The sequence below is a fragment of the Paenibacillus amylolyticus genome, assembly GCF_050990605.1.
In the GTDB taxonomy this organism is placed as follows: domain Bacteria; phylum Bacillota; class Bacilli; order Paenibacillales; family Paenibacillaceae; genus Paenibacillus; species Paenibacillus amylolyticus_H.
In genome coordinates, this window is the sequence record NZ_CP158832.1 from 4,595,336 (window position 1) to 4,621,757 (window position 26,422).

14 protein-coding genes are annotated in these 26,422 nt (G+C 48.3%); 8 read left to right on the top strand and 6 right to left on the bottom strand.

Translation table 11 applies throughout. The annotated features are described in order from the left end of the window. The first annotated feature begins 489 nt into the window (after nt 1-489). Entirely contained in the window at nt 490-2,424 is a 1,935-nt protein-coding gene (locus ABTV53_RS20440; RefSeq protein ID WP_433745811.1) for a carbohydrate-binding protein, read from the top strand. A gap of 33 nt (nt 2,425-2,457) precedes the next feature. Further along, nucleotides 2,458-4,521 carry a family 43 glycosylhydrolase gene (locus tag ABTV53_RS20445; protein WP_433745814.1) on the top strand — a complete coding sequence of 688 codons (2,064 nt, stop codon included), beginning with the start codon at nt 2,458-2,460 and terminating at the stop codon, nt 4,519-4,521. A 111-nt stretch (nt 4,522-4,632) separates the two neighbouring features. On the opposite strand, the gene ABTV53_RS20450 is transcribed toward ABTV53_RS20445, so the two are convergent. Then, nucleotides 4,633-5,175, bottom strand: coding sequence for an NAD(P)H-dependent oxidoreductase (locus ABTV53_RS20450; protein WP_433745816.1), 543 nt, complete (start codon nt 5,173-5,175; stop codon nt 4,633-4,635). Nucleotides 5,176-5,377: 202 nt separating this feature from the next. Here ABTV53_RS20450 and ABTV53_RS20455 point away from each other — a divergent pair, with 202 nt between their 5' ends. The 3 genes from ABTV53_RS20455 to ABTV53_RS20465 all read left to right on the top strand — a co-directional run bounded on the left by ABTV53_RS20455 (nt 5,378) and on the right by ABTV53_RS20465 (nt 11,857). Next, nucleotides 5,378-5,740, top strand: coding sequence for a winged helix-turn-helix transcriptional regulator (locus tag ABTV53_RS20455; RefSeq protein WP_433745819.1), 363 nt, complete (start codon nt 5,378-5,380; stop codon nt 5,738-5,740). Between the two features lie 255 nt (nt 5,741-5,995). Continuing rightward, entirely contained in the window at nt 5,996-10,966 is a 4,971-nt protein-coding gene (locus ABTV53_RS20460) for a discoidin domain-containing protein (protein WP_433745822.1), read from the top strand. Nucleotides 10,967-11,137: 171 nt separating this feature from the next. Further along, complete coding sequence (locus tag ABTV53_RS20465; protein ID WP_433745824.1) at nt 11,138-11,857, top strand: SDR family oxidoreductase; 720 nt, start codon at nt 11,138-11,140, stop codon at nt 11,855-11,857. Nucleotides 11,858-11,935: 78 nt separating this feature from the next. Here the strand turns inward: ABTV53_RS20465 and ABTV53_RS20470 are convergent, their stop codons facing one another. Beyond that, nucleotides 11,936-12,964: a hypothetical protein gene (locus ABTV53_RS20470; protein ID WP_433745826.1), complete on the bottom strand. Its 1,029-nt coding sequence runs from the start codon at nt 12,962-12,964 to the stop codon at nt 11,936-11,938. A 259-nt stretch (nt 12,965-13,223) separates the two neighbouring features. Here ABTV53_RS20470 and ABTV53_RS20475 point away from each other — a divergent pair, with 259 nt between their 5' ends. Continuing rightward, complete coding sequence (locus ABTV53_RS20475; protein ID WP_433745828.1) at nt 13,224-15,308, top strand: methyl-accepting chemotaxis protein; 2,085 nt, start codon at nt 13,224-13,226, stop codon at nt 15,306-15,308. Between the two features lie 94 nt (nt 15,309-15,402). Beyond that, nucleotides 15,403-16,575, top strand: a complete 1,173-nt coding sequence (locus ABTV53_RS20480; RefSeq protein ID WP_433745831.1) for an aminotransferase class I/II-fold pyridoxal phosphate-dependent enzyme — start codon at nt 15,403-15,405, stop codon at nt 16,573-16,575. Nucleotides 16,576-16,659: 84 nt separating this feature from the next. Here the strand turns inward: ABTV53_RS20480 and ABTV53_RS20485 are convergent, their stop codons facing one another. Next, nucleotides 16,660-18,765: a bacterio-opsin activator gene (locus ABTV53_RS20485; protein WP_433745833.1), complete on the bottom strand. Its 2,106-nt coding sequence runs from the start codon at nt 18,763-18,765 to the stop codon at nt 16,660-16,662. A 165-nt stretch (nt 18,766-18,930) separates the two neighbouring features. On the opposite strand from ABTV53_RS20485, the gene ABTV53_RS20490 reads away from it, so the two are divergent. Continuing rightward, the gene (locus ABTV53_RS20490; RefSeq protein WP_433745836.1) at nt 18,931-22,377 is read left to right on the top strand and encodes an S-layer homology domain-containing protein; all 3,447 of its coding nucleotides are present in this window, start codon (nt 18,931-18,933) and stop codon (nt 22,375-22,377) included. A gap of 173 nt (nt 22,378-22,550) precedes the next feature. Here the strand turns inward: ABTV53_RS20490 and ABTV53_RS20495 are convergent, their stop codons facing one another. The 3 genes from ABTV53_RS20495 to ABTV53_RS20505 all read right to left on the bottom strand — a co-directional run bounded on the left by ABTV53_RS20495 (nt 22,551) and on the right by ABTV53_RS20505 (nt 26,327). Continuing rightward, entirely contained in the window at nt 22,551-24,602 is a 2,052-nt protein-coding gene (locus tag ABTV53_RS20495; RefSeq protein ID WP_433745839.1) for an iron ABC transporter permease, read from the bottom strand. Beyond that, nucleotides 24,599-25,600, bottom strand: a complete 1,002-nt coding sequence (locus ABTV53_RS20500; RefSeq protein WP_433745842.1) for an ABC transporter substrate-binding protein — start codon at nt 25,598-25,600, stop codon at nt 24,599-24,601. The genes ABTV53_RS20495 and ABTV53_RS20500 overlap by 4 nt, the downstream gene beginning before the upstream one ends. 184 nt (nt 25,601-25,784) lie before the next feature. Continuing rightward, a complete protein-coding gene (locus ABTV53_RS20505; RefSeq protein ID WP_433745844.1) occupies nt 25,785-26,327 on the bottom strand; it encodes a CueP family metal-binding protein in 543 nt (180 codons plus the stop codon). Between the last annotated feature and the right edge of the window lie 95 nt (nt 26,328-26,422).

Here is a 26,422-nt window from a genome sequence, read left to right on the forward strand (position 1 = left end):
GATAAAAGTGATTTTCCGCTAATGACCTTCTTCATCCTCTACTAAAAAATAGAAAAAGATTGTATTATCTTAAAATTGTGATATGATATCGTCAAGTTAATAAACATTTAAAAGAAAATATGAAAAATAATTACATTTAAATGTGATCAAACTCTTTCTTCGCCAAATTCAGTCTGCTAACTCATTTTATTGAAAGCGATTACAAAAAGAAACCTGACAGATTATACCTTTTCTAATCGCACACTCAGATGCAGGCTTATTCCGGGTTCTAGCCACTCCCCTTGCCGCTGTGACCACGTACACGGTGCACAGGTCGTCTGGCTTAAACCATATATAACACCATGAAGATTTAACCTAACAGCCAACCTAACCATTATTTCAAGAAGGGGGGTGACATGAGGGACATCTCTTCGTTTTTCGACATTTCATCATCTCAGCTATTCTGAATTTCAGCTCACCCACTAATCCAATCTCATGGAGGCGAAATGTATGATCCGTAAACCGCTAGTTTTGTTGTTGGCGTGTCTGCTAATCTTTGTCACCCTACCCGTTGAACCAAGCCATGCTGCCAATGCAGCCGTAGCCAAACTTCCTGGAAATTCCAACCCCCTCATCGATCACAAACTTGGAGCCGACCCTTATGTGCTCGTCCATAACAATCGGGTCTATGTCTACATGACAGGTGATGCATATCTGTACAACAGTGACGGCTCTGTCCGAGAGAACCAGTACAGCACGATCGGGAAAATTAACGTCATCTCTTCAGCTGACATGGTGAACTGGACAGACCATGGTTCCATCCCGGTAGCAGGTGCAAATAATGCCAATAATGGACAAGGGATTGCCAAATGGGCTACCCAATCCTGGGCTCCTGCCATGGCGAAGAAAACTATTGCTGGCAAAGAAAAGTTTTTCCTCTATTTTGCCAACTCGGGCGGAGGTATTGGGGTACTAACAGCGGATTCTCCCATCGGTCCTTGGTCCGACCCAATTGGGCGTGCCCTCCTGACACACGGAACACCGGGTATGTCCGGTGTAACCTGGCTCTTTGATCCGGCTGTCCTTGTCGATGATGATGGCTCTGCATACCTGTATGCTGGAGGCGGTATTCCGAACGATACCAATGCTGCTTCCATTGCCAATCCCAAAACAGCTCGGGTCATTCGTCTCGGTGCCGACATGACCAGCGTGGTGGGCAGTGCGGTTACTATTGATTCTCCTTATATGTTCGAAGATTCCGGCATCCACAAGTATAACGGCAAATATTATTACTCCTACTGCATCAACTTCGCGGGAACACATCCCACTGCCTATCCAAAAGGTGAGATCGGATACATGGTCAGCGATAGCCCGATGGGGCCTTTCACGTATAAAGGACACTTTCTGAAAAATCCCGGCACGTTCTTCGGTGTAGGCGGCAATAACCACCATGCCGTGTTCCAATTCAACAACGAATGGTATGTGGCGTACCATGCACAAACGGTGAGTAAGGCATTCCTGGGTGATGGCAAAGGGTACCGTTCCACCCACATCAACAAGCTGACCCACAACGCGGATGGCTCCATCCAGGAAGTTCAGGGGAATATGACTGGTGTACCTCAGATCACTAACCTCAACCCGTATGTCCGGGTAGAAGCTGAAACCATTGGCTGGCAAGCAGGAATTACCACTCAGCCGAGTCAAGCGAGCGGTGGACCTGTAGCCAATCAGAATGTCACTAATATTCATAATGGGGATTGGATCGCGGTGGGTAATGTTGATTTTGGCTCAGCTGGAGCCTCCAAATTCAAGGCTAATGTCGCTTCTACCGGAAATGGCAACATTGAGATTCGACTGGACAGTCCGACAGGACCTCTGGTTGGAACACTCAACGTCAGCTCAACCGGCGGTGCGCAGACTTGGCGCGAGATGGAGACGAATGTAACCAACGCAACGGGTGTACATCGTTTGTATCTCGTGTTTACAGGCGCAGGTAACGGAAATCTGTTCAATTTGGACTACTGGCAGTTCACATCCGGTTCGGGCGGCAACCCTAACCCAAATCCTAATCCCAATCCAAACGTTACCCGTTACGAAGCCGAGAATATGACGCTTGGCGGCCAATACGCTGGTGTAATCAGTTCCCCTTTTAATGGAGTCGCTCTTTACGCGAATAATGATTATGCAGCATACAACCAATATTTTGCATTCCCAACCCATCAATTCTCTGTCCGCGGCGCTTCCAACAACAATAATACAGCCCGTGTTGATCTGGTCATTGGGGGTGTAACTGCGGGTTCTTTCTACTTCACGGGAACGGAGCCGACCGTTCAAACCCTCACCGGTATCACTCACGCTACAGGCAATCAGGAAATCAAGCTGGTCGTCACAACGGATAATGGCACTTGGGATGCCTACATTGATTATCTGGAGTACTCGCTTTAATTCATAGGACATGATCGATCGGGAGGATAGAATATGTGGAAAAAAATGAGTACTCTTCTGCTCGCTCTTCCTTTGCTTCTGGCATCATTCCCTTTGACAAGTCCAGCTGCTTCCGCAGCAACGTTCAGCAATCCGGTGATTTACGCGGATGTTCCTGACAGTGACGTCATTCGGGTGGGTAATGCCTTTTATATGACAAGCACAACGATGCATATGAATCCGGGAGTACCCGTCATGAAGTCTTATGATCTGGTCAACTGGAGCATCGTAAACTATGTATACGATACACTTGGAAACGGGGACATACAGAATCTGAACAATGGACAAAACGAGTATGGACGTGGTTCCTGGGCGAGCAGCTTGCGATACAACAATGGTATATATTATGTAGCCTTTGGCTCACTTTCCACGGGCAAGACGTATATTTACCAAACCAGCAATATTGAAACAGGGCCATGGACACCTTACACATTGAACAGTTATTACCATGACCCCTCCCTCTTGTTTGACGGGAATCGAACCTTTCTTGTTCATGGCAGTGACAATATCAGTATCGTTGAGTTGACACCTGATGCCAAGGCCGTCAAGTCCGGAGGGCTAAATCAGGTCCTGATCCCAAACGCGAGCAGTGTAGCCGGCTCTAACATGATTGTGAAGGCAGAAGGAGCACACATTCAGAAAATCAATGGTATGTACTATGTATTCCTGATTGCCTGGCCTTCGGGTGATGGCCGCATTCAGCTTGCCTATCGTGCAAACACATTGACAGGGCCATACACAGGTAAAGTTGTACTCAGAGACTCAGGCATTGCACAAGGAGGCATCGTGGACACCGCATCCGGTGCATGGTACGGCTTGCTGTTTCGTGATAGCGGGGCCATTGGGCGCATCCCCTATCTCCTTCCGGTGACGTGGTCGGATAACTGGCCTGTGTTTGGGGTGAACGGCAAGGTTCCTCTTAACATGAATATGCCCGTTGAAGGTCAGCCTGCTGCCAAAATCTACGGGTCAGATGAGTTCAACGCAACCACATCAGGTACACCTTCAGTAACGCAACTGTTAGTGAACGGCGGCTTTGAGGAGAGCACCATTCAGCCGTGGTCCAGCAACAATACGGCAACCATCAATTTAACGAATGCCGAGGCTTTTAGCGGTACCAAAAGCCTGCTTGTCAGCGCCAGACAGCAGACAGCAGGCGGTGCCAAACAGATGGTTACAGGCAAGCTGGTACCGGGAGAAACGTACTCTTTTTCGGCAAAGATCAAATACACGACTGGTCCTGCAACCAAAACGTTCAATCTTAGCATCCAGAACGGTGCAAGTTATACCGGAATTACCATTATGGGCAATGCAACGCTGACCCGTGGACAGTGGGGCACCCTTCAAGGTACGTATACCGTTCCGTCGAATGCGGACGTGTCCCAAAGCTTTATTTTTGTGGAGACACCGTATAACTCGAATCCGGACCCAACCAATGATTTGATGGCGTTTTATGTAGATGACGTCTCCCTGACAAGCAATTCATCTACCGGCACATCCAGTCTGGCTCCATACTGGCAATGGAATCATAACCCTGATGCTGCCAACTGGTCCCTGCTCCAGCGGCCCGGTTTCATGCGGTTAACTGCAGGCAAAATCAGCAAAAACCTGTTAGAAGCCCGCAACACACTGACACAACGAACCTTTGGTCCAAAAAGCACAGGCATTACCGCTTTGGATACAGCAGGCATGAAGGATGGTGATTATGCCGGACTCGCTGCTTTTCAGGCCAGATATGGTTTTGTTGGCGTAAAAATGACGGGCAGCACCAAATCCATCGTTATGGCTAATGCCAGTTCGGGCACCATGACCGAAGTAACAACTGTGCCATTAAACCAGAACAGAATCTATCTCCGCGTTATCTGTGATTTTACGAACCGGACTGACAAAGCCTACTTTGCTTATAGTCTGGATGGCAGCAACTGGACAACCATTGGCAATACACTTCAAATGTCTTACACCCTGCCACACTTTATGGGATACCGGTTTGCACTGTTCAATTATGCAACCAAGTCTACCGGAGGATATGCAGATTTCGATTATTTCCGCGTAGAATAAATGTGGTTTTATTCGGTTATTAATTTTTCGCTTATTAATAAGGACCTGGACTTCACCCTTGTGTGGAGCCAGGTCCTTTTCAGTACATTTCTTATGAAGAGGCTTCACCTTCTAACTTCCAAAAGCCCGGAACTGTTTGATATAACGCATGTATCCTTCAGCACTTCGGTTAATCTCTTCATCGGTAGCTTGGAACGAGGCACCATAGACTGCATAATGCGGCAGTGCATGAGCCCCTACATGATTCATGCTTGCTATGAAAGGTGCAACAAGTTCCTCTACGCTGTAACCGATAGAGCCATCTTTCGCATAGTTCTCCTGCTTATCCCCTATGGACATCGCCAGTCCCATTCGCTTTCCCTTCAATCGATTCCCTTTCGATCCGTACGCCCATCCATGGGTGAACACATCATCAAACCATTTCTTCAACAGCGGTGGGTAACTGTACCAATATAACGGGAACTGCAGCATAATATGATCATGCGTCTCCAGCAGCTCTTGTTCTCGGGATACATCAATCTTCCAATCAGGGTAGGTCGTATATAATTCGTGAAGAACAATATCATCTGTATGCTGCAACAACTCCTCCTTCCAGCGACGGTTGACTCTTGAACTTTCTATATCGGGATGTGTCAGAATAATAAGTGTTTTCACCGTAACTTCCTTCTTTCCATAAAGGTGTTGGTTTCTTTACTTGAATATGGACCATTATCAGTCACATCCAGTCAAAAGAAAATACACACAATGAAGTAAGGTACTTACCTCAAAGTGTGTATGGACTTCCGTGTCAGAACCGTGAGAAAATAAATAGTTACACTCTATATAACACGTAAAATTTAACTTGAGGTGAATCAGGATGAAACAATACAATCTGGGCATTGAAGCGACACTCGAAATTATCGGTGGCAAGTGGAAAGCCTTGATCATCTGTTTATTGATGTCCGGGGTCAAGAGAACGGGCGAATTAGAGCGCAGCATCCCGGGCATTTCACAAAAAGTGTTAATTCAACAATTGCGCGAGCTGGAGCGAGACGGCCTTGTCACCAGACATGTCTACCAGCAGATGCCTCCCAAAGTGGAATACCGGCTTACAGAATATGGCGTTACAGCCAACACCATCGTGGATGTCATGTGTGCTTGGGGGAGGGACAATATTGCTCTCAGGCAACTACGGGGCGAAGATATCGTATTGTTGGAGAACAACCATCCCGAATCTTGATTTCACAGTTGCACATTCCCCATACATGATGTAGGACATATGTCTCTTTTTCCACGAAAACGATTAAAAAACCTTTATATTCCAGACCAAATGATCGATATACAAAATGGGGCACCTGAATATCCCGTGTTGAGCATTGAATTCAAATCTCACAAACGCAACATGGGAGAACAGAATGATACATACGGTAGCGAGTAAGAGAAGAAGATAGGCTCTGTCTGGTGAGATGGCAAGGGCTAACAAAGGAGTAGTCATATGAAGGTAAGAACGAGTCAAAAAGGAAAAACACACCACATCTACATGAAATTGCTGTTATCTGTTCTGTTGTTGATCAGCAGCATCCCGCTGTGGCCGGTCTCAAAAGTGCACGCCGCAGATGAGGAACATCATCTGTTATCCCTGAACCGGCCTGTGTACAGTTCCTCATCGCTGGGCGGCAATACGGCAGAGCATGTGGTTGACGGCAACAAAAACACCCGCTGGGAAAGCATATGGCAGCAAGATCCGCAGTGGATCTATGTTGATTTAGGCGCGGTGGCCTCCATCTCGGGCATCTCCATCCAGTGGGAAAATGCGTATGCTTCCAGCTTTGATCTGGAAGTATCCAACGACGAGGTCCATTGGCAGTCTGTTTACTCCACAACAAAGGGGCAAGGCGGACTGAACGAGATTGAGGTCACAGCGGAGGCACGATATGTGCGCTTGTTCAGTCATCAAAGAGCACAGTCAGCCTATGGCGTCTCTGTATACGAATTCAATGTATACGGAACGGGCGGAGCAAATCCACCTCCCAAACCAGTAGCAAAGAACCTTGCGCTTGGACAACCGGTTACAGCGTCTTCGGAAGAAATTGATGAGCCCAGCCGTTCAGCCGAGGATAAAGCCAAAATGGAAAAAAAGAATTACGAAGCCCGGAATGTGACGGATGGCAATCCGGATACACGCTGGTCTTCCATCTACAAGGATCAGGAATGGATTGTTGTAGACCTTGGATTAAGTCGGAAAATCGGGCACGTATCCCTACAATGGGAAAACGCTTTCGGACGTGCATACGATATTCAAGTATCCAATGATGCACAGCAATGGACTACATTGTACCGGGAACTGCACAGCAACGGTGGACGGGATGAAATTCCGATATACGCCGAAGCACGGTATGTGAAATTGGCCGGACTTGGCAGGGGAACAACCAACGGATACTCCCTGTACGCATTTGATGTCTACGAGTATATCGAAGGCGATGCCAAACCTGTGCATACCATTCCGAATATCCCTGAACCGTCATCCGTACAGATGGGTTCCGGCAGTTACGCTGTAAATGACATCACGATGCTGCAGCCGAAAAATCCGAAAAATCGTACGGCTGATATTACGGCGCCCCTCCCTTCCAATGACTGGTGGCAATCAATTCTTGTATCCGATCTGGGGGATGGCAACAGTCTGGTCACACTCCCGCTCAAAAGCAGATATACCAAACAAGGACTTCAGCTTCTGAATCCCGGAGCCGGTTACGTTTCGGCTGATGGCGGTTCTATGGACGCCGACGGGGAACCGGATCTGATCATGACCACCAGCAATATGAATCCGGCGGAGGTCAATACCAAGGTGGCGGGATATGGGGATTATTCCGCAACGATCCTCATTAGTGATGATGACACGGCCAAAATGAACACCACGTTTGTGAAGGGTTCCCCTTTCCTGTACAACACCTTCGATAACCCGGATACCATTATTGTTCGTTCACCCAACATCACACGTCTCTTCGATGATCAGAACCGTGAAATTGTTCTGAAGGATGGAGAATCGCTGACGACCGATCATATCGGTGTTGAAGTAACCAATCAGGACAGAGCGCCCACGCCTCAGACCTTTACTAGAAACTACGGGATCTTTGCACCTGAAGGAACCGTATTTATGAAACTTGGCAATACGCTCAAGATCAAGCTGGGCCAGAGTGAAAACTATCTGTCACTGGCTACCCTGCCGTCCGCGGCAGAACTGTCTTATTATTACCAGCATGCCTACGCCTTTGTAACCGATACAAAGGTGGACTACGATTATAACGAGAGCACTTCACTGGTAACGACTACCTTCAACTCGGTAACCCGGACGAAGCGGGCAGGCTTTTCCTCCGAGACACTGATGGCCTTGTTCCCGCACCAATGGAAACTGGCGACTACTCCCGTAACGGAGCTTGCTTACCCTTCCATTCGCGGCATGATGAAAGTAAGTGAAGGCAATACGTTTACGACACAGGATCGATTCTATGGCATTATCCCGCAATTTGTGGAGCCGGATGATCCAACCTACTCGCGTGCACAATTAATCAGCTATCTGGATCAGCTTGACGCGGATACGGCAGGCAATCTGATGAGCGAGGATCCTTACTGGCAAGGGAAGAAGCTTCATCCGCTTGCGCTGGGTGTACTCATCAGCGACCAGATCGGAGATACGGAACGACGAGACCACTATCTGTCCCTGCTTCGAACCATTTTGACAGATTGGTATACCTATTCGCCGGATGAACCTTTGCACTCGTATTATTTTTATTATTCGGATGAATGGGGAACCATTTTCCCTTATGGTAGTGGATTTGGTGTGAATACCGGTTTGACAGATCATCATTTCACCTACGGCTATTACGTTTTTGCATCGGCTGTACTGGCCACATATGACCAGACATTCTTGCAAGATTACGGCGACATGGTTGAGCTCCTGATTCGGGACTACGCCAACCCTTCACGGACAGATGATCAGTTTCCAAGGCTTCGCAATTTTGATGCGTACGCAGGTCACTCCTGGGCAGGTGGTTACGCCGATAATCGCAGCGGGAATAACCAGGAGGCCGCAGGTGAAGCCCTCTTTAGTTGGGTCGGCCAATATATGTGGGGTGAGGTGACAGGCAACAAAGCCTATCGCGACACCGGGATCTGGGGCTTCGTGACCGAAGAGAAGGCTGCCGAGCAATACTGGTTTAACTATGACGGGGATAACTGGCTGGAGGATTACCAGCACGCTACGGTAGGTCATGTGTACGGCAGCGCCTACCTGTATGGAACGTACTTCTCGAATGAAGCCGAGCACATTTACGGTATTCACTGGCTGCCGCCAGCGGAATGGATGACCTATTATGGACGTGATCCGCAGAATACTAAGGCTCTCTACAATGGTCTCATCAAGGATCTGGGTGGTCAGCAGGAACGCACATGGCAGCATATTATCTGGCCGTTCCAGTCCATTGGAGACCCGCAAGGTGCTCTAGCCAAATGGAATACGAGCGATATGCAGCAAAATGAAGTCTTTAACGCGTACTGGTTCATGCACAGCATGGTTTCTACGGGAACACGCACGATGGCAATTTGGGCAGATGATCCGGCAGCAACCGTGTATGAAAAAGACGGCGTCTATACAGCGCAAATCTGGAATCCGTCCAACACTGTCAAAACAGTGCATTTCTACAATGCCAATGGCGCTTTGGGTTCGGCTACCGTTTATGCCAAAGCGCAAGTAAAAGTTAACCCGCTGGAACATTCCGTTGTTAAACAGCCGGATGCCTCTCAGGGTGTGGTCTATCTCGATCGGAGCCAATGGACCATTACGGCATCCTCCAGTTCGGAGCCGGTAGAGCGCATGGTCGACGGTGATCTGACTACACGCTGGTCATCCGGGCAGCTTCAGAATCCCGGCGATTGGCTGCATATCGATCTGGGAAGCGAACAGTCTATGGATACGGTATTCATGAACTCCGGCAACAACGGCGGTGATTATGCTCACGGGTACGAAATCTACGTATCCAAAGATAACGAGAACTGGGGCCAGCCTATCGCAGAGAGGGCCGGAACATCTCCAAGTCTGTCCGTGGAATTGGGCATGCAAACCGCCCGTTATGTCAAGATTGTATTGACTTCCTCTGCAGACAGCTGGTGGTCGATCTCTGAACTCAAACTGGCCCGATTTGGCAAACTTGAAGCAACACCGGAGCTCCCACAGCCCGTACCGCTTCCAGATCGCTCTTCATGGACCGTAACCGCCTCCTCTACTCAAGGAGCCGATGTGACAGCCAATATGCTGGACGGAAGTTCAGATACCCTATGGACCAATGGGAGAAAACAAATCAAAGGACAATGGATTACCATTGACCTAGGCCAAAAGAGTTCTTTCGATGCCATAGAATTGGACCCGGGCCATGCGAAAGAAGATTATCCGAGACAGTATCGGATTTATGTCTCTGATGACGGCGAACACTGGGGCACGTCCATTGCAGGCGGCGAAGGCACGCCTGGACGCATGTCCATCACCTTCCCTGAACAGCAGGCACGTTATGTGAAGATGGTACAGACCGGGGATTCCGATCAATGGTGGTCAATCTCCGAGTTGTTTGTTCATCATAATGGAACAGGCAAACAAAAGCGATTGCTGCCAGACGGCTGGTCCGTGACCGCTTCCTCCGGAGACGATGCAGCGGCTATACTCGACGGATCGGACCAAACACGCTGGACCTCCGGTCAGACTCAAACCGGCGGCGAATGGATTCAGCTTGATCTGGGGGCCTCGCAGCCAGTAAATCGGATTGTGCTGGACAGCGCGCACAGCCGGGAAGACTTTGCTCGCGGTTATGAAGTATTTACTTCCCTGGATGGAGAGCAATGGGGGGAAGCCCTGGCTTCGGGTGAAGGATCATATCCGCTGCTTTCTATCCCCTTTGCATCACATGAAGCACGTTATATTAAGGTCGTACAGACGGGTACTGCTTCTCATTGGTGGTCCGTGGCTGAATTAGAGGTCTATACTGCTGATCAGACACCTTGGATATCCGGGGAACAGGATCATCTGTTACCTGCTGAACTGGATCGGACATCATGGGCAGCGACTGCCTCCACCGCTGAAGATGTTGCGGCGATGCTGGACGACGATCTGAATTCACGCTGGACCTCTTCATCTGGTCAACTTGCCAATCAATGGGTCCAGATTGATCTGGGAAGCGAGCAGAGCTTCAGCCGCCTGACCATGGACTCGGGCAGCAGCAGTAACGATTATGCCCGCAGTTTCCAGCTCTTCATTTCTGATGATGGCGAGCATTGGAATGGGGTTACGGAAGGCCTGGGAACAGAGCCAGCCATCTCACATACGTTCTCCAAACAAACGGCGCGATACATTAAACTGGTTTTGACCGCGGACACTCCCGAGTGGTGGTGGTCCATTGCCGAGTTGAAACTTTACCATTAATATGATCACGCTCCCTCCAACCATCTCTCTCCCGTTCTTGCGGGACAGGGGTGGCTTTTCTTTGAGAAGGATGAAGCATACCTCATTCAAACTTCATGTTCCATATATCACCTCTATAGTAAGATATAGATTGATGTAAATTTACATTCTAATCGATAAGGAGGGTTTTATTTGAAAAATATAATTGTTTTCGGTGCAAGCAAAGGATTGGGCGATGCCTTCGTCCGAGGTGTACCACAGTCTGGTGATAAAGTCTGGGTGGTCTCCCGTAGCAAGCCGGAAAGTCTGACCACGGAGGATGGCGTCCAGCGAATATGGATTCAGGCCGATCTTTCCGAGCTTCAAGCCGCCGAGCATATTGCCAGCCAGCTTCGAGGCGAGACGTTAGATGTACTTATTTATAACGTGGGGATCTGGGAAAAGGAAGGATTTGAAGCGCACTATACGTTTGATCGGGATGAACCTGCGGATATCAGTCAGCTGATCCATGTGAATGTGACTTCAACGATTGTATGTATACAAGCTTTACTGCCTCAGCTCCGCCAGTCTGAAGCAGGCAAGATCATCCTGATCGGTTCAACAGCCGGCTTGAGCAATGCAGGCAGCAGCCAGGTTTCATTTGTCGCCTCCAAATTTGCCATACGGGGTATTACAGAAGCTTTAAGAGAGCATACGAGAGAGGACCGCATCGCGGTGACATGTATCAACCCGGGAGAACTGGCGGCAGAAATCCCGTATGAAGACGGAATGGAACGTGCACTCGCCGAGTATGACGGGACCCGTATTCCCCTACAGGACATGGTCGCCATCGTTCGATGTCTTATCAGCTTGTCCAAAGCTGCCTGTGTGAAAGAGATCAACATACCCGCATTAACGGATATGAACACTTAGATAGCGATGACATCTGCCCGCACAACCGGTTCCTTCAGTGCGGGTCGCTATGTATACATACGCTGGACTGAAGACCATCTACATTAATACATGCGACAAGTGCGCGATACCTATGGAATTCATGCGTTCATGCTCAGGAATATTTTCATATAACAAATTCGACTTTCCTGCCTTGGCCAGGTGATCACGCATAGCTGCAATCCGTCCTTTGTTCACATCAATAAAACGAAAATCGATTTGGCGCAAGTGCTCCAGCCCGGTCAGTCCAGCAAAAGAATCCGCCTTGAGCGCCGTATTCATCTCTTTTAGTTCAATAGACTCCAAAACGCTGGCTGTCCATAGATGTTCGATATCCCGCAACGATTTCATATAGTCCAGTTCGAGCTGTCTGAGGCAGGTCATCTGGGAAAAGTCGCATAACTGCTCCAGCTTGGGCAAGGACAGATGCAGATACTCCAACCCGCGCATCTGTTCGAGTCCCTGAATACTTGTCAGCTTGCGAACAGAGCTTAGCTTCAACATCGAGATGGTTGACTCTGTCAAAGCATTCAATTCCCCTTTTAACTCACCCTGATCTAGGGACAGATATTGAAGCATGGGCAGTTCTGCCAGCACATCTAGACTTTCGACCGTGCAGTTCAGAATGAGCGTATGCAATTGGAGGCATGCTGCAATGGAAGTCAATGCGTTGAATTTGCCACGCAGTTCAAGAAAGTTTAATTGGCTGTAGTGTTCAATAAAATTAAGCCGGGTTGCCTTTGCAGGTGAATTCAATCTTAGAAACCGCAGTTGCTCCATCGCACCCAGAATCGTCAAATCCTGTACCTGCGAAAGATCAAGCTGCAAGGCAGACACATGCTTCAATTGGGCAAGTCGCCCCAAAAATCCTGATGAATATCCCCCTTTAGGGTCCACATGCGATATGTGTAGAATTAGATCCGGGCGGGCAAAGAACACTTTGGCATCTAACTCGGCAAGGTCCTCGTATGTATCCGCGCCGACGCGAAAATGAACCGTTGCTCTGCGGCGCAACAGATGCACCGCCTCGTGCATCTTTTCGGCATTCCATGGAGCCCCTTGTATCGAAGCGTGCCATACTTCACTCACAGATAATCCCCCTTTTTACACCCCTATAGTTCCAATTCATTCCATTATAAACAACATTACCTGGATGAACCACTACTGAACTCCGTTTTTCATTCCTAATCTCTTTTCAACCCTTCCTTTCATTTTCCTCATCTTCTAGTCCCTTTCCTTCCTGTTGCTTTCAGGATTATTCGACAGAAATCTACATAAAACTATAGAATATGCCGACATATAACTTAGGCGTTTTGAGCTTTTTATTACTCATCTGGGGAGATGGAATATGTCGAACATGTTGAACAAGTGGGGGAAAGCGGGAGCACGGACATCCAGTATGGCAAATACGTTGTCCATTGTGCTGCTGGTCATTATCGTAGTTGTCTTTGCTGTGCTGGGAACATTTATGTTTGCAAGCACACGAAACATTCTGGTGAAACAGCAGGAATCCATGCTCCAGACCAAGACACAAGCCATTGTTAGTGAATTTGATGCACTATTCAAGGAAAAAGGTGCGCTGGTCAAGCAAATGTCCACCAACACGTTATTTAAGCAATATATAGAAACAACAGCATCTGCTGCGGATGCGGCAAGTTCAACCTACGCTGCGGAAACACAGGCGACACTGGCCGCTATCGTTAAAGCAGAGCCTTCGTTTGCCGATGCCTGGGTGGCGGGTCTGGATGGAAAAGGCTTTTGGATTCAAAATGATGGTGTCGTGTCTGCACCGGACTTTGATATCCAGTCGCGTCCATACTACAAGCCGGTTTCGGCCGCAGACGGGCTGTATTTCTCCGATCCGTACATTGATATTGCAGCAGGCGATGTACTTATGGGTATCTTTTATCCCATTAAAGACGACTACAACAACAACAACAACATGATCGGCTTCGCCGCAGCGGATATTGCGTTCAAAGATATTCCGGCCATCATGGAGAGCTATTCCCTTGGTAGCACGGGCTATTCGATGCTGCTGTCCAAGAGCGGAGAAATTCTATACCATCCCGATCAAGAGAAGGTGCTGAAGGAGAACATCCTCGACAGTACGGGGGACATAGGTGAAATCGGCAAGAAAATGCTTGCCGGTGAAAACGGCGTACAGCTAATGAACGACAATGGGGAACGTCGTTATATCGGCTACGCTACCAGCAAGGATACGGGATGGTCCGTTGGTCTGACCATATCCGAAGAAGAAGTTCTCGCGGAATTAAAAACATTCACGTGGATTACGCTTGGCGGTTTTGCTGCAGCCACCCTTCTGCTTGTGATTATCTGTTACATTACCCTTCGCCGTCTGTTACGCTCCATCCCACAGCTGCTGGCCAAGATTAAACAGATTGAACAAGGTGACCTGACGGTCCAACTGGATATCAAATCTAATAATGAAATTGGACAGATCGCCACAGGCTTGAATTCCATGGTGCAGAAAATTCAGGGCATGCTGCAAATGGTCGGCAGCTCAGCGCAAATCCTGAACCAGTCGTCGAATGATCTGCAAGCCATCTCCTCACGAACGGCCGTAACCATGAATGACACATCGACAGCCATCAACGAGATTGCCAATGCAACGAATTATCAGTCCATCGAAACGGAAAATATTTTACGCAAAACAGGCTCGTTATCCAACCAGATCGATGAAATTGCTACCGATGCGCAGGCTATGGGAACGGTCGTGCAGACATCTGCCGATCAGAGCAGCCAAGGACTTGCAGTCGTGGAACAATTATCGAAATGGTCTGAGGAAAACCATCAATCCAGCCAAGCAGTGTCCTCTATTATCCAGGAGATTGACCTGAGTCGGAATGAAATATCCAGTTTTGTGGATACGGTCAAACAGATTGCCTCTCAGACGAACCTGCTCGCCCTGAATGCCTCCATTGAGGCTGCACGTGCTGGTGAACATGGAAGAGGATTTGCCGTCGTTGCCGAAGAAGTCCGCAAACTTGCAGAACAGACGGCTCAGGCAACAGAGGAAATCAACAAAAAAGTGAATGTGATTGAAGAGAAAACAACCCTGTCGGTAGAACATACCATGCGCGGTATGAAGATTGCGGAGGAGAATGCCAAATCCGTAGAAGATACCAAACATGTATTCTTCAATATTAACAAAGACCTGAAAGATCTTCAGCAACGTATGATGCAGATTACCAGCAATACCTCCAATATACACAAGCACAAAGATGAAATATTCCAAGCACTGGAGATTATCTCTTCCACCACAGAAGAGAACTCGGCATCGACGGAAGAAGTAAGCGCCAGCACGCAGGAGCAGTTGGATAGTATCGAACAGGTAGCGGATCTGTCGAAACAGTTGAACCAGCTATCTGGCAAACTGCAAGACGAACTAAGCCAGTTTAAAGTAAAGTCATGATCCGCAAGCTTTCACCTGCTCTTCTCTTTTAGTCGCTATCCATTTATTATTAATGAATATGCGTACGAAGAGGATTGGAGGCTGAATCATCATCATGAACTTTGCAAAACGAATGGATCATTTCAATGAAGGAATTTTCACCCGGTTGCTGGAGATCAAGCGCCGCAGACTGGAGAACGGGCAGCCTGTTATTGATCTCAGTGTGGGTACGCCGAATATCCCACCTGCGCAGCATATTATAACTGCACTATGCCAGGCCGCAGCTGATCCGGCTAATTATATATATGCTGTGAATGATCAGAGTGAGTTGCTGCAAGCTACAAGCGATTGGTACAAGCAGCGCTACCAGGTAGAGTTAGACCCGGCAACACAAATCTGTTCCTTGCTTGGTTCACAGGAAGGGCTGGCACATATATCCCTCTCCATTGTTGATGAAGGTGAACTGGTGCTGGTCCCTGACCCCTGCTATCCCGTCTTCGCGGATGGACCGTTACTGGCAGGTGCAGAACTGTATTATATGCCGCAAAAAGAAGAAAACGGGTATGTTATTCAGCTTCAGGATATACCAGAAGATATCGCTCAGCGAGCAAAATTCATGCTGGTCTCCTATCCCAACAATCCGACAACCGCGATGGCACCGGATCAGTTCTATCTTGACCTGATTGCCTTTGCCAAGAAGTATGATATTATCGTGCTCCACGATAATGCTTACAGTGAACTCGTATTTGACGAAAAAACTTGCGGAAGCTTCCTCGCATTCCCTGGCGCCATGGACGTCGGTGTGGAATTCAATTCCCTGTCGAAAACGTACGGACTGGCCGGAGCTCGAATCGGCTTCTGTGTGGGCAATACAACCATGGTCTCCATGCTGAAAAAGCTAAAATCCAATATGGATTACGGCATGTTTCTTCCGATCCAAAAAGCAGCAATTGCCGCTATCACAGGTGATCAAGCCGAAGTGGAACAGGTACGGGCAACCTATGAGGAAAGACGGGACATTCTTTGCGAAGGCTTCAGCAGAATCGGATGGGAAATAACGAAGCCCCAAGCGACCATGTTTATCTGGACGAGGATCCCCGCTCATTATGAGAGTTCTGAACACTTCGCCATGGACTTGGTCAGCCGGGCAGGCGTCATCGTGACACCCGGAAGTGCCTTTGGCCCTTCGGGGGAAGGGTATATCAGACTGGCACTGGTGCAGGATAATGAGAACCTTCTCCGAGCATTGGCTTCTGTTGAGGACAGCGGTATTCTCAGAAACATGTAGGAATAGCCAATAACGCGAGCTGCGACGGATTCAATCCGCAGCAGGCTCGCGTATTTTGGGTTTGTTATGATCGTTATCATTCAACTACCGGTCTTTCATTTCAAAGCCATCCATCGCTGCTGTGAACGCATGACCCAAATGTATGAAGGCCTGCCGCGAATGGCGGTAAAACGTGGCGCGGCTCATATGTAAAGCTTCGGCCAACTCGGACTTGCGATAATTTCTATGCAGATAGCTTTCCCTAAGTATACGCTGCTCCAGATCAGTAAGCGGATAGGTCGGTGAATCAGCATGAAGGATGCTCACGACCAACTCCCGTGCCCTCACTCCTTCGCATCCCATTGCCTGTAAAGGAACCATCTCCTCAAGTACCGTATCATCATATAAATGTTGAAGCATTAGTCTGACCTCATCCCGGGACAAGATATAGGGTGCTTCCTGCGGGATGAAGCCTGCAGTCTGAATGTTCTGCCTTAGAATACGCTGAACCCAGACCTCAAAGGTCACCTGCCTGAAATCCAGTTCCCATACATGCATATTCTCCCTGGCATATGGCTGAGATGGCATCGTCCGCTCCTCAAATCCCAAATGAGGGAGTAACATGTTTAGTTGTCTGTCCGCAGTGGGAATGATTGCACGCAGACCGCTCATTGCATCAATTAGCCAGGATTGAAACAGCATGCCACCCAGTTCCTCAGGGCGATAAGAAGACTGTTCCACGTCTACCGCAGCTAACAGGACACATATGGTATCAGCCGCTTCAGGGGGGAGCCTGCGTGCCGAATTGACCGTATCGCCCAGCATGTTCATATCATTAGGAGAATATCGTTCCAATATGGACAACGTTTGGTCATGTAACCAAAGTCCAGCACAGAACGCCAAAGGTACCCTGTCCGCATTCCGTATGACGCGTATCCCCTCCGGCGCATAATTAGCGATATCATCTAATAATGAAGAATACTGTCCGTTCTCGATAAGCTCCGATTGCCAATCCGAACGTGCCAGCGATTCCGCAAGAAAACGCTGTAAGTAAGGAAAATCTTCAGGTTCAAAAGACATCTGCTGTTCCACTTCCCGTTGACGTATCCCTGTGAAATCCGTATATGCATGGGTCGAGGGCAATTGTTCACGGTACAGCTCCAATATGTGGGCCGCAATCTGCATTTGCAACAGTTTGTTCACTGAAGGATACCGCTCCGTAAGCAGCTCCAGTACCCGGGAACGCATCATCTGATAATGGCCGGGGTCGCGCCTCTCATAATCCTCCCTTAACATCCGGGATACCAACTGATGCAGAGAAAGGCCTCCGGCTCCAGCGTGCACACAGGATAAAGTACTCAGTCCCGTATAATCCAATGCACTTAGGGGATGAGTCAACAACTGGTTCAGCATGGTCTGATCCGCTGCCGGGAACAGCGACAGTATCTGCAAAGCCTCATACATATAGGGAGAGGTTGCTTCCTTGAGTAACTCTGCACTCAATATGCCGGGTATCTGTTGTACGTAGTCCTCTCGCTCTCTTCCCTGACGTCGCAGCATATCCACCGTCAGCGCCAGCAACAGCGGGTGACCATCTGTTTTGTGTACGATATCCTGCTGTACGAGGTGTGGCAAACCACTTGACTGCACATATTCGTGAACCTCTTTGCGAGTGAAAAGCTCCAGAGCAAAAGAGTGAATCTGATTGCCCCATAAAAGATTCGTATGCCACTGAATGGGCAGACCTGTCCGGGAAGCCACAATAAATAAGAATTCACTTGCTGCAAGCAGCGGAAGAAAGCTCGATAACAGCCAGCTATCGATCCGATCTATTGTTTCACAGTTATCAATAATCACGACAGTCCGTTGACGAGTCAGCTCTTCAACAACATGTGCAAGAAGTGGTGTATCTGCGGCACGTGTTCGACCATACTCCGTTTCCAAACTCATCTCCAGATGAGACAGAAAAGCGCGCGGCGTCTGCAGGCAGAACTGTCCATCCATCCACAAGGTAACCGTTGAACATCGCCTGGACTCTGCTGCCATCTCCGTGAGCAGTGTCGTCTTGCCAATGCCTCCAATTCCCGAAATGGAAAAGATTTGTGAAGAGACATCAGGCGAAGCGAGCCAATTGGATAACACCTCCAATTGCTGAGTCAAACCGACAATACACGGCTTGTGGGGATTTCGGTCCACTGATCTAAGATTCATGCTGCACACTACTTTCCATTCAAATTTGAAACAAAAACGAGACACCGCATTTCTTATAATATACTATACTATTTCTTGACAGGCATAGACTGTTTCGGTTCCTCACATGCTTATCCATTCAACAATAATTTCATTACTGCAAACCAAAGGGGAAGTGAAGTGTAAATGAAGAAACGTTTATCCATGATGAAAGTCCTGCTTGTACTCATCATGATCGCGGGACAAATGGGAGTCTACAGCTCTGTAAATGCAGAAGGAGAACCTGACGTGCCATATGCCATTCCTCCGGTTGAGAACGGCTGGGTCCAGGTGTCTACCAAAGAACAGCTTGTGTATATTAACCAAAATCAGGAGCTGTATCTGACAGAGAACATCCGCCTGACTGCGGATATCGACTTGACAGGAATAGACTGGATTCCGTTTGGAGGCAATGACTACGTTCCGTTCAGTGGAACGTTTGATGGACAGGGGCATTGGATCACTGGATTGGAGATAAACAACGACACACGATTGTCCAATGGATTTTTTGGTCAAGCCAACGGCCGCATTCAGTATATTAACCTGAGGGCAGATATTAAAGGTGGCTCCAATACAGGTGCACTTGTCGGCTTTCATTCCGGGGGAAGCATTGATCATGTCTATACGGAAGGAACTGTACGAAGCGGGCACATCTACAAAAGTGTCACTCCTACAGGGGGCATCGTAGGATTACTGAACAATGCACGTCTGTCTCACTCTTCCTCCGCTGCTTTCGTTACAGTAGGCGAATCTGACAATTTGCATGGTGGTGGACTTATAGGTTCCCAGGCATTGGGTAGCATAAGCGATTCTTACTTTACCGGTAATCTAGCTAACGAGCCTGTCAAGGATCATCCTACCTCCCATATATATGCTGGAGGAATTGTAGGTTATCAGTTCAGCTCAGATGAATACAATATCCTCAAAAATACATATTCAACTGGCGCGATCTCCACACTGAATCCGAGAAGCTACTCCAGTTGGGGGGCGATCGGTGGATATGTCTACAAAACAAATATAACGGATACATACTACGATACGATGACATCGGGTATGACTGTCGGAGCAAGTGATCCTTATCAAAGCACAATTGAGATCTATGGGAAAACAACAACAGAAATGAAGCAGCAGGCTACCTATACTGGATGGGATTTTGCAGATACCTGGAACATTCATCCTGCGATCAACAATGGCTATCCTTATCTGCGCCCTGCCATATTAACAACCGAGCTGCCTCAGGCGGTTCAGAATGAGTCCTATTCCATGGACCTGGCAGGTTATGATGGAGCGCGCGCAGGACTCACCTGGACCGCCCCCGGACTTCCTCAAGGATTAAGCTTGAGCCCTTCTGGTGAGCTGGGCGGTACACCTACACAATCCGGCACGTACACCGTAAACCTCACGCTACTGGATGGGGGCTCCGCCACAACTGAACGTGTTCTGCAACTTGTCGTTGTTATGAAGGCTCCGGGCATTGCGGATGCATCGGTACAGCCCGGACTAGAGGTGGGAGCAACAAGCATTACAGCAGCGCCGACGCAAACGGGTCATTCCTTTGCCTATATGTTGGATCGCACGGACAGCACTCCTCCATCGGTTGGGGATGCACTGCCTGAGGGTGCGGTAACCTATATTTCAGGTGCCGATATTCCTGGTACAAGTCCAGGGCAGGCTGTGGACCTCTTTGAAGTGGCAGAAGATGAAAATACGGGGAAATATCTCATTCAGGCGTGGCAGCACTTCACGCTGGAACAAAAGCACATTCGTCAGTTCGTTCCGGTTAACGGTCTTCATCTGGAGCCATCTCAACTGGACCTGACCTCTGGTGGGCCCTCGGCTAAACTGACAGCAATCATTGATCCAGAAGACACTACAAACAAGACCATTCACTGGAGCTCCAGTAATGAGGCTGTCGCCACCGTGAATATGCATGGGGAAGTCCAGCCTGTGACTGCAGGTACAGCCATTATTACGGTTACATCTGAAGATGGCTCCCATACAGCAACGGCAACCATCACTGTATTTCCCCAAGCTGGAACAGTTACCGGGTCTGTATATGACACAGAAATGACTCCATTGGAGGGAGTCTCCGTTTCTGTGGGGAGCATCGGCGTATTTACAGACAGCCAGGGGCATTTTACACTGAAACAGATCCCTGTAGGAGCCCGAACACTTGTTGTAAGCGCCGAAGGCTATAATACAACTGAACGAAGCGTCGAAGTACTGGCAGAGCAGGCCGTGGATATGGGCATGATTACATTAAAGCCCTTTGCTACCCCGCAGCCAGAGCCGCAACCATCACCGGGTACAACTCCAGCACCTTCACCAGCTTCAGGATCGGAATCGTTCTCAGGGTTCCCAAATGTTTGGCCGCCGGCCGAAGATCCAGCTACAGTCAAGCTTGAAATTAACGGTCTGAACATCAAATCAACAGCCTCAACAGAGATAGCTCCTGACGGTCAGACTGCAATCCGACTCAAACCTGATACAGCTTCTCTCATGCAAGCCTTCAGTGGTGCAGAAGCGGGAATACTGATCCGCTTCAGTACGGAATCCCCTGTCGTTTTCCTGGATCTGCGGGGTGAGTTACTGCGGAGTTTGATGCAAAAGCAGCCGGAAATGAGTGTAACCTTCGAGGTCAATGGCGCGAGCTATGAGTTGCCGCTAACCATGTTACCCCCATTGGCTGACAACATGGTTGTTACCCTTGGCATCGGTAAAGCCTCTCCCAACATCGTCAGCACCCTGATTGCTGGAGTAACGAAGCGGGGCTTTGAACTTATCGGCATACCCATGGATTTCACCCTTTATATCGATGGAAAACAGACAGAGCCTTTAAATCAGGGATATAGCAAACGAATCCTTCCACTCCCTTCGCAGGCTGATTCCGAAAAATCAACAGCCGTGTGGATCGATGCAGAGGATCAGATGCATTTTGTTCCTTCCCTGTTCACAAAGGATGACAAGCAGGCGCAAGCCATCATCTCCACCCCCCATAACAGCATGTTTGCAGTCGTATCGGCAAATCATACGTTTGCGGACATGAAGGATCACTGGGGACGATCCGACGTCGAAATGCTTGCGAACAAATTCATTGTCGAGGGTGTAAACAATGATACCTTTTCGCCAGAGAACCCGGTTACACGTGCCGAATTCGCGGCATTGCTTGTCCGTTCCCTTGGATTGCCTGAGCATCTTCCAACATCAGTATTTGCTGATATCCCATCAGCGCAATGGTATGCTGGAGACGTAGGCACTGCACAGGCTGCAGGCTTAATCAACGGTTACGATGATGGCTTGTTTAGACCAGAGGCATCCATTACCCGTGAACAAATGGCCGTAATCCTCGTCCGTGCATTGGATTTTGCAAGATTGAAGCCTCAGCCGAACAAGGATGTACTGGATATGTTGGCCGATCATACCACTCTTTCAGCCTGGGCTTCCGAACCGGTATCCATTTTACTGGAAGCAGGCTTGATGCAAGGTACACCAACCAACAAATTTTCTCCTAAAGAAATGGCAACCCGAGCTCAGAGTGCGGCAGTATTGAACCGACTGCTGCAATATATGAAGTTTATCGACAGCCCACAGTAGTCGAAGTTTATATATATTATCTAAGAGCGGTTCGTCAATACAGATACGGGGGAAGAAAGTGACATGGCACCGTTACTACAGTAAAATAAAAGCCGAAAAGCCCGCTGCATGAAGATGCATAAGCGGGCTTTTTTCACTCCAAATCCTGCACTGTGTCTTTAGATACCAACCATTTACTTCATCGACTTGCGCCAGTTGGAACGATACATCAGATACAAGAAATACGGCGTTCCAATCATTGCTATGAGTATCCCTGATGGAATCTCTGTTGGTGCCATGACGGTTCTGCCGATCGTATCGGCCAGCACCAGCATGACTGCACCAGCTAATGCAGATAAAAACATCGAACGTCTTAACTTATTCCCTGTCAGTAACCGAACCATATGTGGTGCGATCAGACCGATAAAACCGACAGTTCCTACACAAGCAACAGCACCTGCTGCAAGTAATACACCAACTGTCATGGCCAGTAATCGTGTACGGCGTACCCCCAGTCCAAGTCCTGAGGCACTATTGTCGTCGAATACCAACAGTTCGAATCTACGCGCCAGCCACCAGGCCACAGGTACCAGAATAACTAAAAATAATCCAATAACCTTCACCTGTTCCCAGGTACGAGCATAGGTGCTTCCTGTCAGCCAGATATATCCGCTACTACCGTATACCGCACCACGGACAATCAGAATCTGAATACCTGCTCCAGCAATGGCAGACATCGCGATCCCCAGCAATACAACCGCCGATGGGTTCAGTCCTTTCTTCCAGGCGAGGGAGAACACAACCACTGCGGCAATGGCTGCACCGATAATTGCCGCAATTGGCAGCAAGTATATCGGAAGACCCGGCCATAAGATGATGACCATCATCGCTCCAAGCCCTGCACCTGAGGACACACCGACAATTGAAGCATCTGCCAGCGGGTTACGTACGGCCATCTGAATGAGCACACCACTGATTGCCAGTGCAGCCCCTGCACCTGCGGCAACAAGTGTACGCGGAATCCGAAGCTGAATCAGCGCGGAGAACAGCCCATCCGATTGGAACAGACTTGGTAACCAATCGGCCAGGGGAATTCGCATACCGCCAAACATCGTACTGAGCAAGATAAGCACGACCGTTATGGCTGAGAATAATACAGCCATCGGGCCAAATGCAAAGCGCCGCGCAGCTCCTCCTGTGCTCATTGAAGTAGACATGCCTGATCCGTTCGCAGCCTTCATGCGTGTAAGAACAAGCCAGATGAGCCACGGTGCACCAATGATCGCCATAACGGCACCCGTGGGCAGCTCCATACTGGAGTTATGTACCATCTTGGCGAGGACATCTGCTCCAACCAGGAGCGCTGCGCCCCATATGAACACACCGGGTAAAAGTAATCGATTAGAACGTATACCACTCAATCGAACCAGATGTGGTGCAACCAGTCCCACGAAGCCGATCGGTCCGATTACACTGACAATTACGGCGGCCAGCAATACAGCAAGAATTAACCCTCCTGCACGAGCCAATGCAACCTTTTGTCCCAGGGAAGAAGCCGTTGATTCATCCAACTCCAACATATCCCACTGTCTGGACAGGATTAACGCGAGAAGGGTAATACCAACCACCCAAGGCAAAGCATAAAACACACCACTCCAGTCATTCTGGACAAGAGTTCCGGAGCCCCAAAGGAATAACCCTTGCGTCTCCATGGAGAAAAAAATATGTAATGCGCTTGTAAATGAACCAAGCACCATCGATACAATCATACCGGACAACGCAAGTCGAACCGGGCTTGATGTTCGTCCGCCACCCATGAAATAAGCCGCAAATGCTGCCAGCAAACCACCAAGAGCTGCGAAGACAAAAGGCGACTGGCTTAACAGACCTGGAAAAGCGATTGCTCCCAGCACCACCACAAAGTACGCGCCTGCATTAATGCCCAGCGTATCTGAAGCAGCCAATGGATTACGAGTAATCGTTTGCAGCAAAGCGCCCGCAACAGCCAGTGCGCCGCCTGCCAGAATACCGATCACTGTACGCGGCATACGCAAGTCCCAGACCATATTGTGCTCTAATGAATCCTGGCTGCCTGTAAGAGCTTCCCAAACGACATGCAAAGGAATGGATGCTTCTCCATAACATAGACTTACAAAAAAAAGCACGATGAGAGCGGTTAAACCGCCCCCATATATGCTTATTGTGCGCCAATTCATCTTTGGCTTAGAACCTTGAACCGAACTCATTTGGTAATCGCCTCGACTACCCCATCAACCAATACTTTAGAGGAGATCGGTCCACCAAATGTCCATGTTGTGCTATCGAGTTGATATGTGCGTTTTTCCTTCACAAAGTTCAGTCCGTTCCAAACCGAGTTATCTTTCATTGCTGTACCAAAGACGTCATCGTCTGGTTGTGTGATATAAATGAAGTTACTGTCCTGCACATCGGTTAAGGATTCAATACCTACTGTAGAGAAGCCATAGTTCTCAACTTTGTCCGGCTGCCAGTCGTTAACCAGTCCGATTTTATCTAATGTACCAATCACAACCGAGTTATCGGTAAACATACGCAGACTAACTGCATTTTGATATGTGAACGCTTGTGTCAGTGCAAAGTTGAAGTTTTCTTTACCCGCAGCAGCCAGTTTTTCTTTGGCTTCTACATAATGCTGATCGAGATCACTAAGAACTTGCTTCGCTTTGTCTTCTTTACCGAGAGCAGTTGCAATGGTATTAAAGATCTCTGTCATTTTGTCATAATTATAGCCATCGCCATCATACGGATCGAATTCAATGGTTGGTGCAATAGCATTAAGCTGATCGTAGACCGCATTATTATTATCAGCGTTAGCGATGATCAGATCCGGCTTCAATGCAGCAATAGCTTCCAGATTCGGCTCACCACGTGTTCCGATATCCGTTACACTGTCATCCAGTGCTGCTTCGGATGTTACCCACACTTTATAGTTAGCGTTATCTGCGTTACCTACTGGTTGAACACCCAGGGCAACCACATCTTCCGTATATGTCCATTCAAGTGTAACGACACGCTCGGCAGGCTTGTCCAGCTTAAGCTCTCCACGTTTATGCTTCACGGTAACAGGACCTGCGGTCTCTTCAGCCGGAGCACTGCCCGAGTCACTACCTTGACTTGTATCTGTTGTAGTCGTAGTTTTACCACAACCCGCCAAAACCAGCACAAAGGCCAGCATAATCAACAGTCCATTCAACCCTTTTTTCATATCTCTTTTCTCCCCTGTTTATATGTATTTATATGATAACAATTATCATTATCACTATTGGATTATGCCGTAGGAATTGATTTTTGTCAATGCAAAGTAGCTTATTTCAACTCTTTTATGAAATAAAAAAAGGAAAGGGATAGCTAAACCGCCATCCTTCCCTTCTATCGCTTGTCTGTTTACATTAACTCAACTGCATCGTAGTGATGCATGTATTATCATTTTCGTATGTAGACAATTGCGTTTCTGCAACCTTCCCATCTCGAACAATACGAATCAGATAACTTCTGTCTCTTGGCACCCAAAAGTCCATAAATCCGTTCTCACCAGACTTGATCACTTCATCTTTCATAAAAGTGTTGCCTTGAGAATCGTGAATGGTAACGCTGAATTCCTTATTGCTCATTTCCCCCTGACAACCGGTCAAGCTATGAATTGCACAGGGATGGGTATGGTCCACATAGGGTGCAATGGATAGGAAAAATTCATTCTCAGGCAAATCATATGTAGTCGTATGCTTATCTTGATCTGTGACGATTAACTGTTTGGCATTAATGGAGGCAGATTCCGGTGTCTCTTTACCTGTGCTGATATCTTCCACCAATTTTCTGATGTTGGGCGCATTGGCTGTACCTGCCTCTTCCTTGCCCATGTTACTTGTAAATAGGTAGGTTCCCATCACAATTACAATTGCAACACTTGCAATGATCCACATTTGTTTCTTCATCTGGAGGCCATCTCCTCGTCCGTTTTCCTTAAGTATAATTCATTACATACGATTCTGGACTTAAACGATATGCATTTCACCAGATATTCACATAT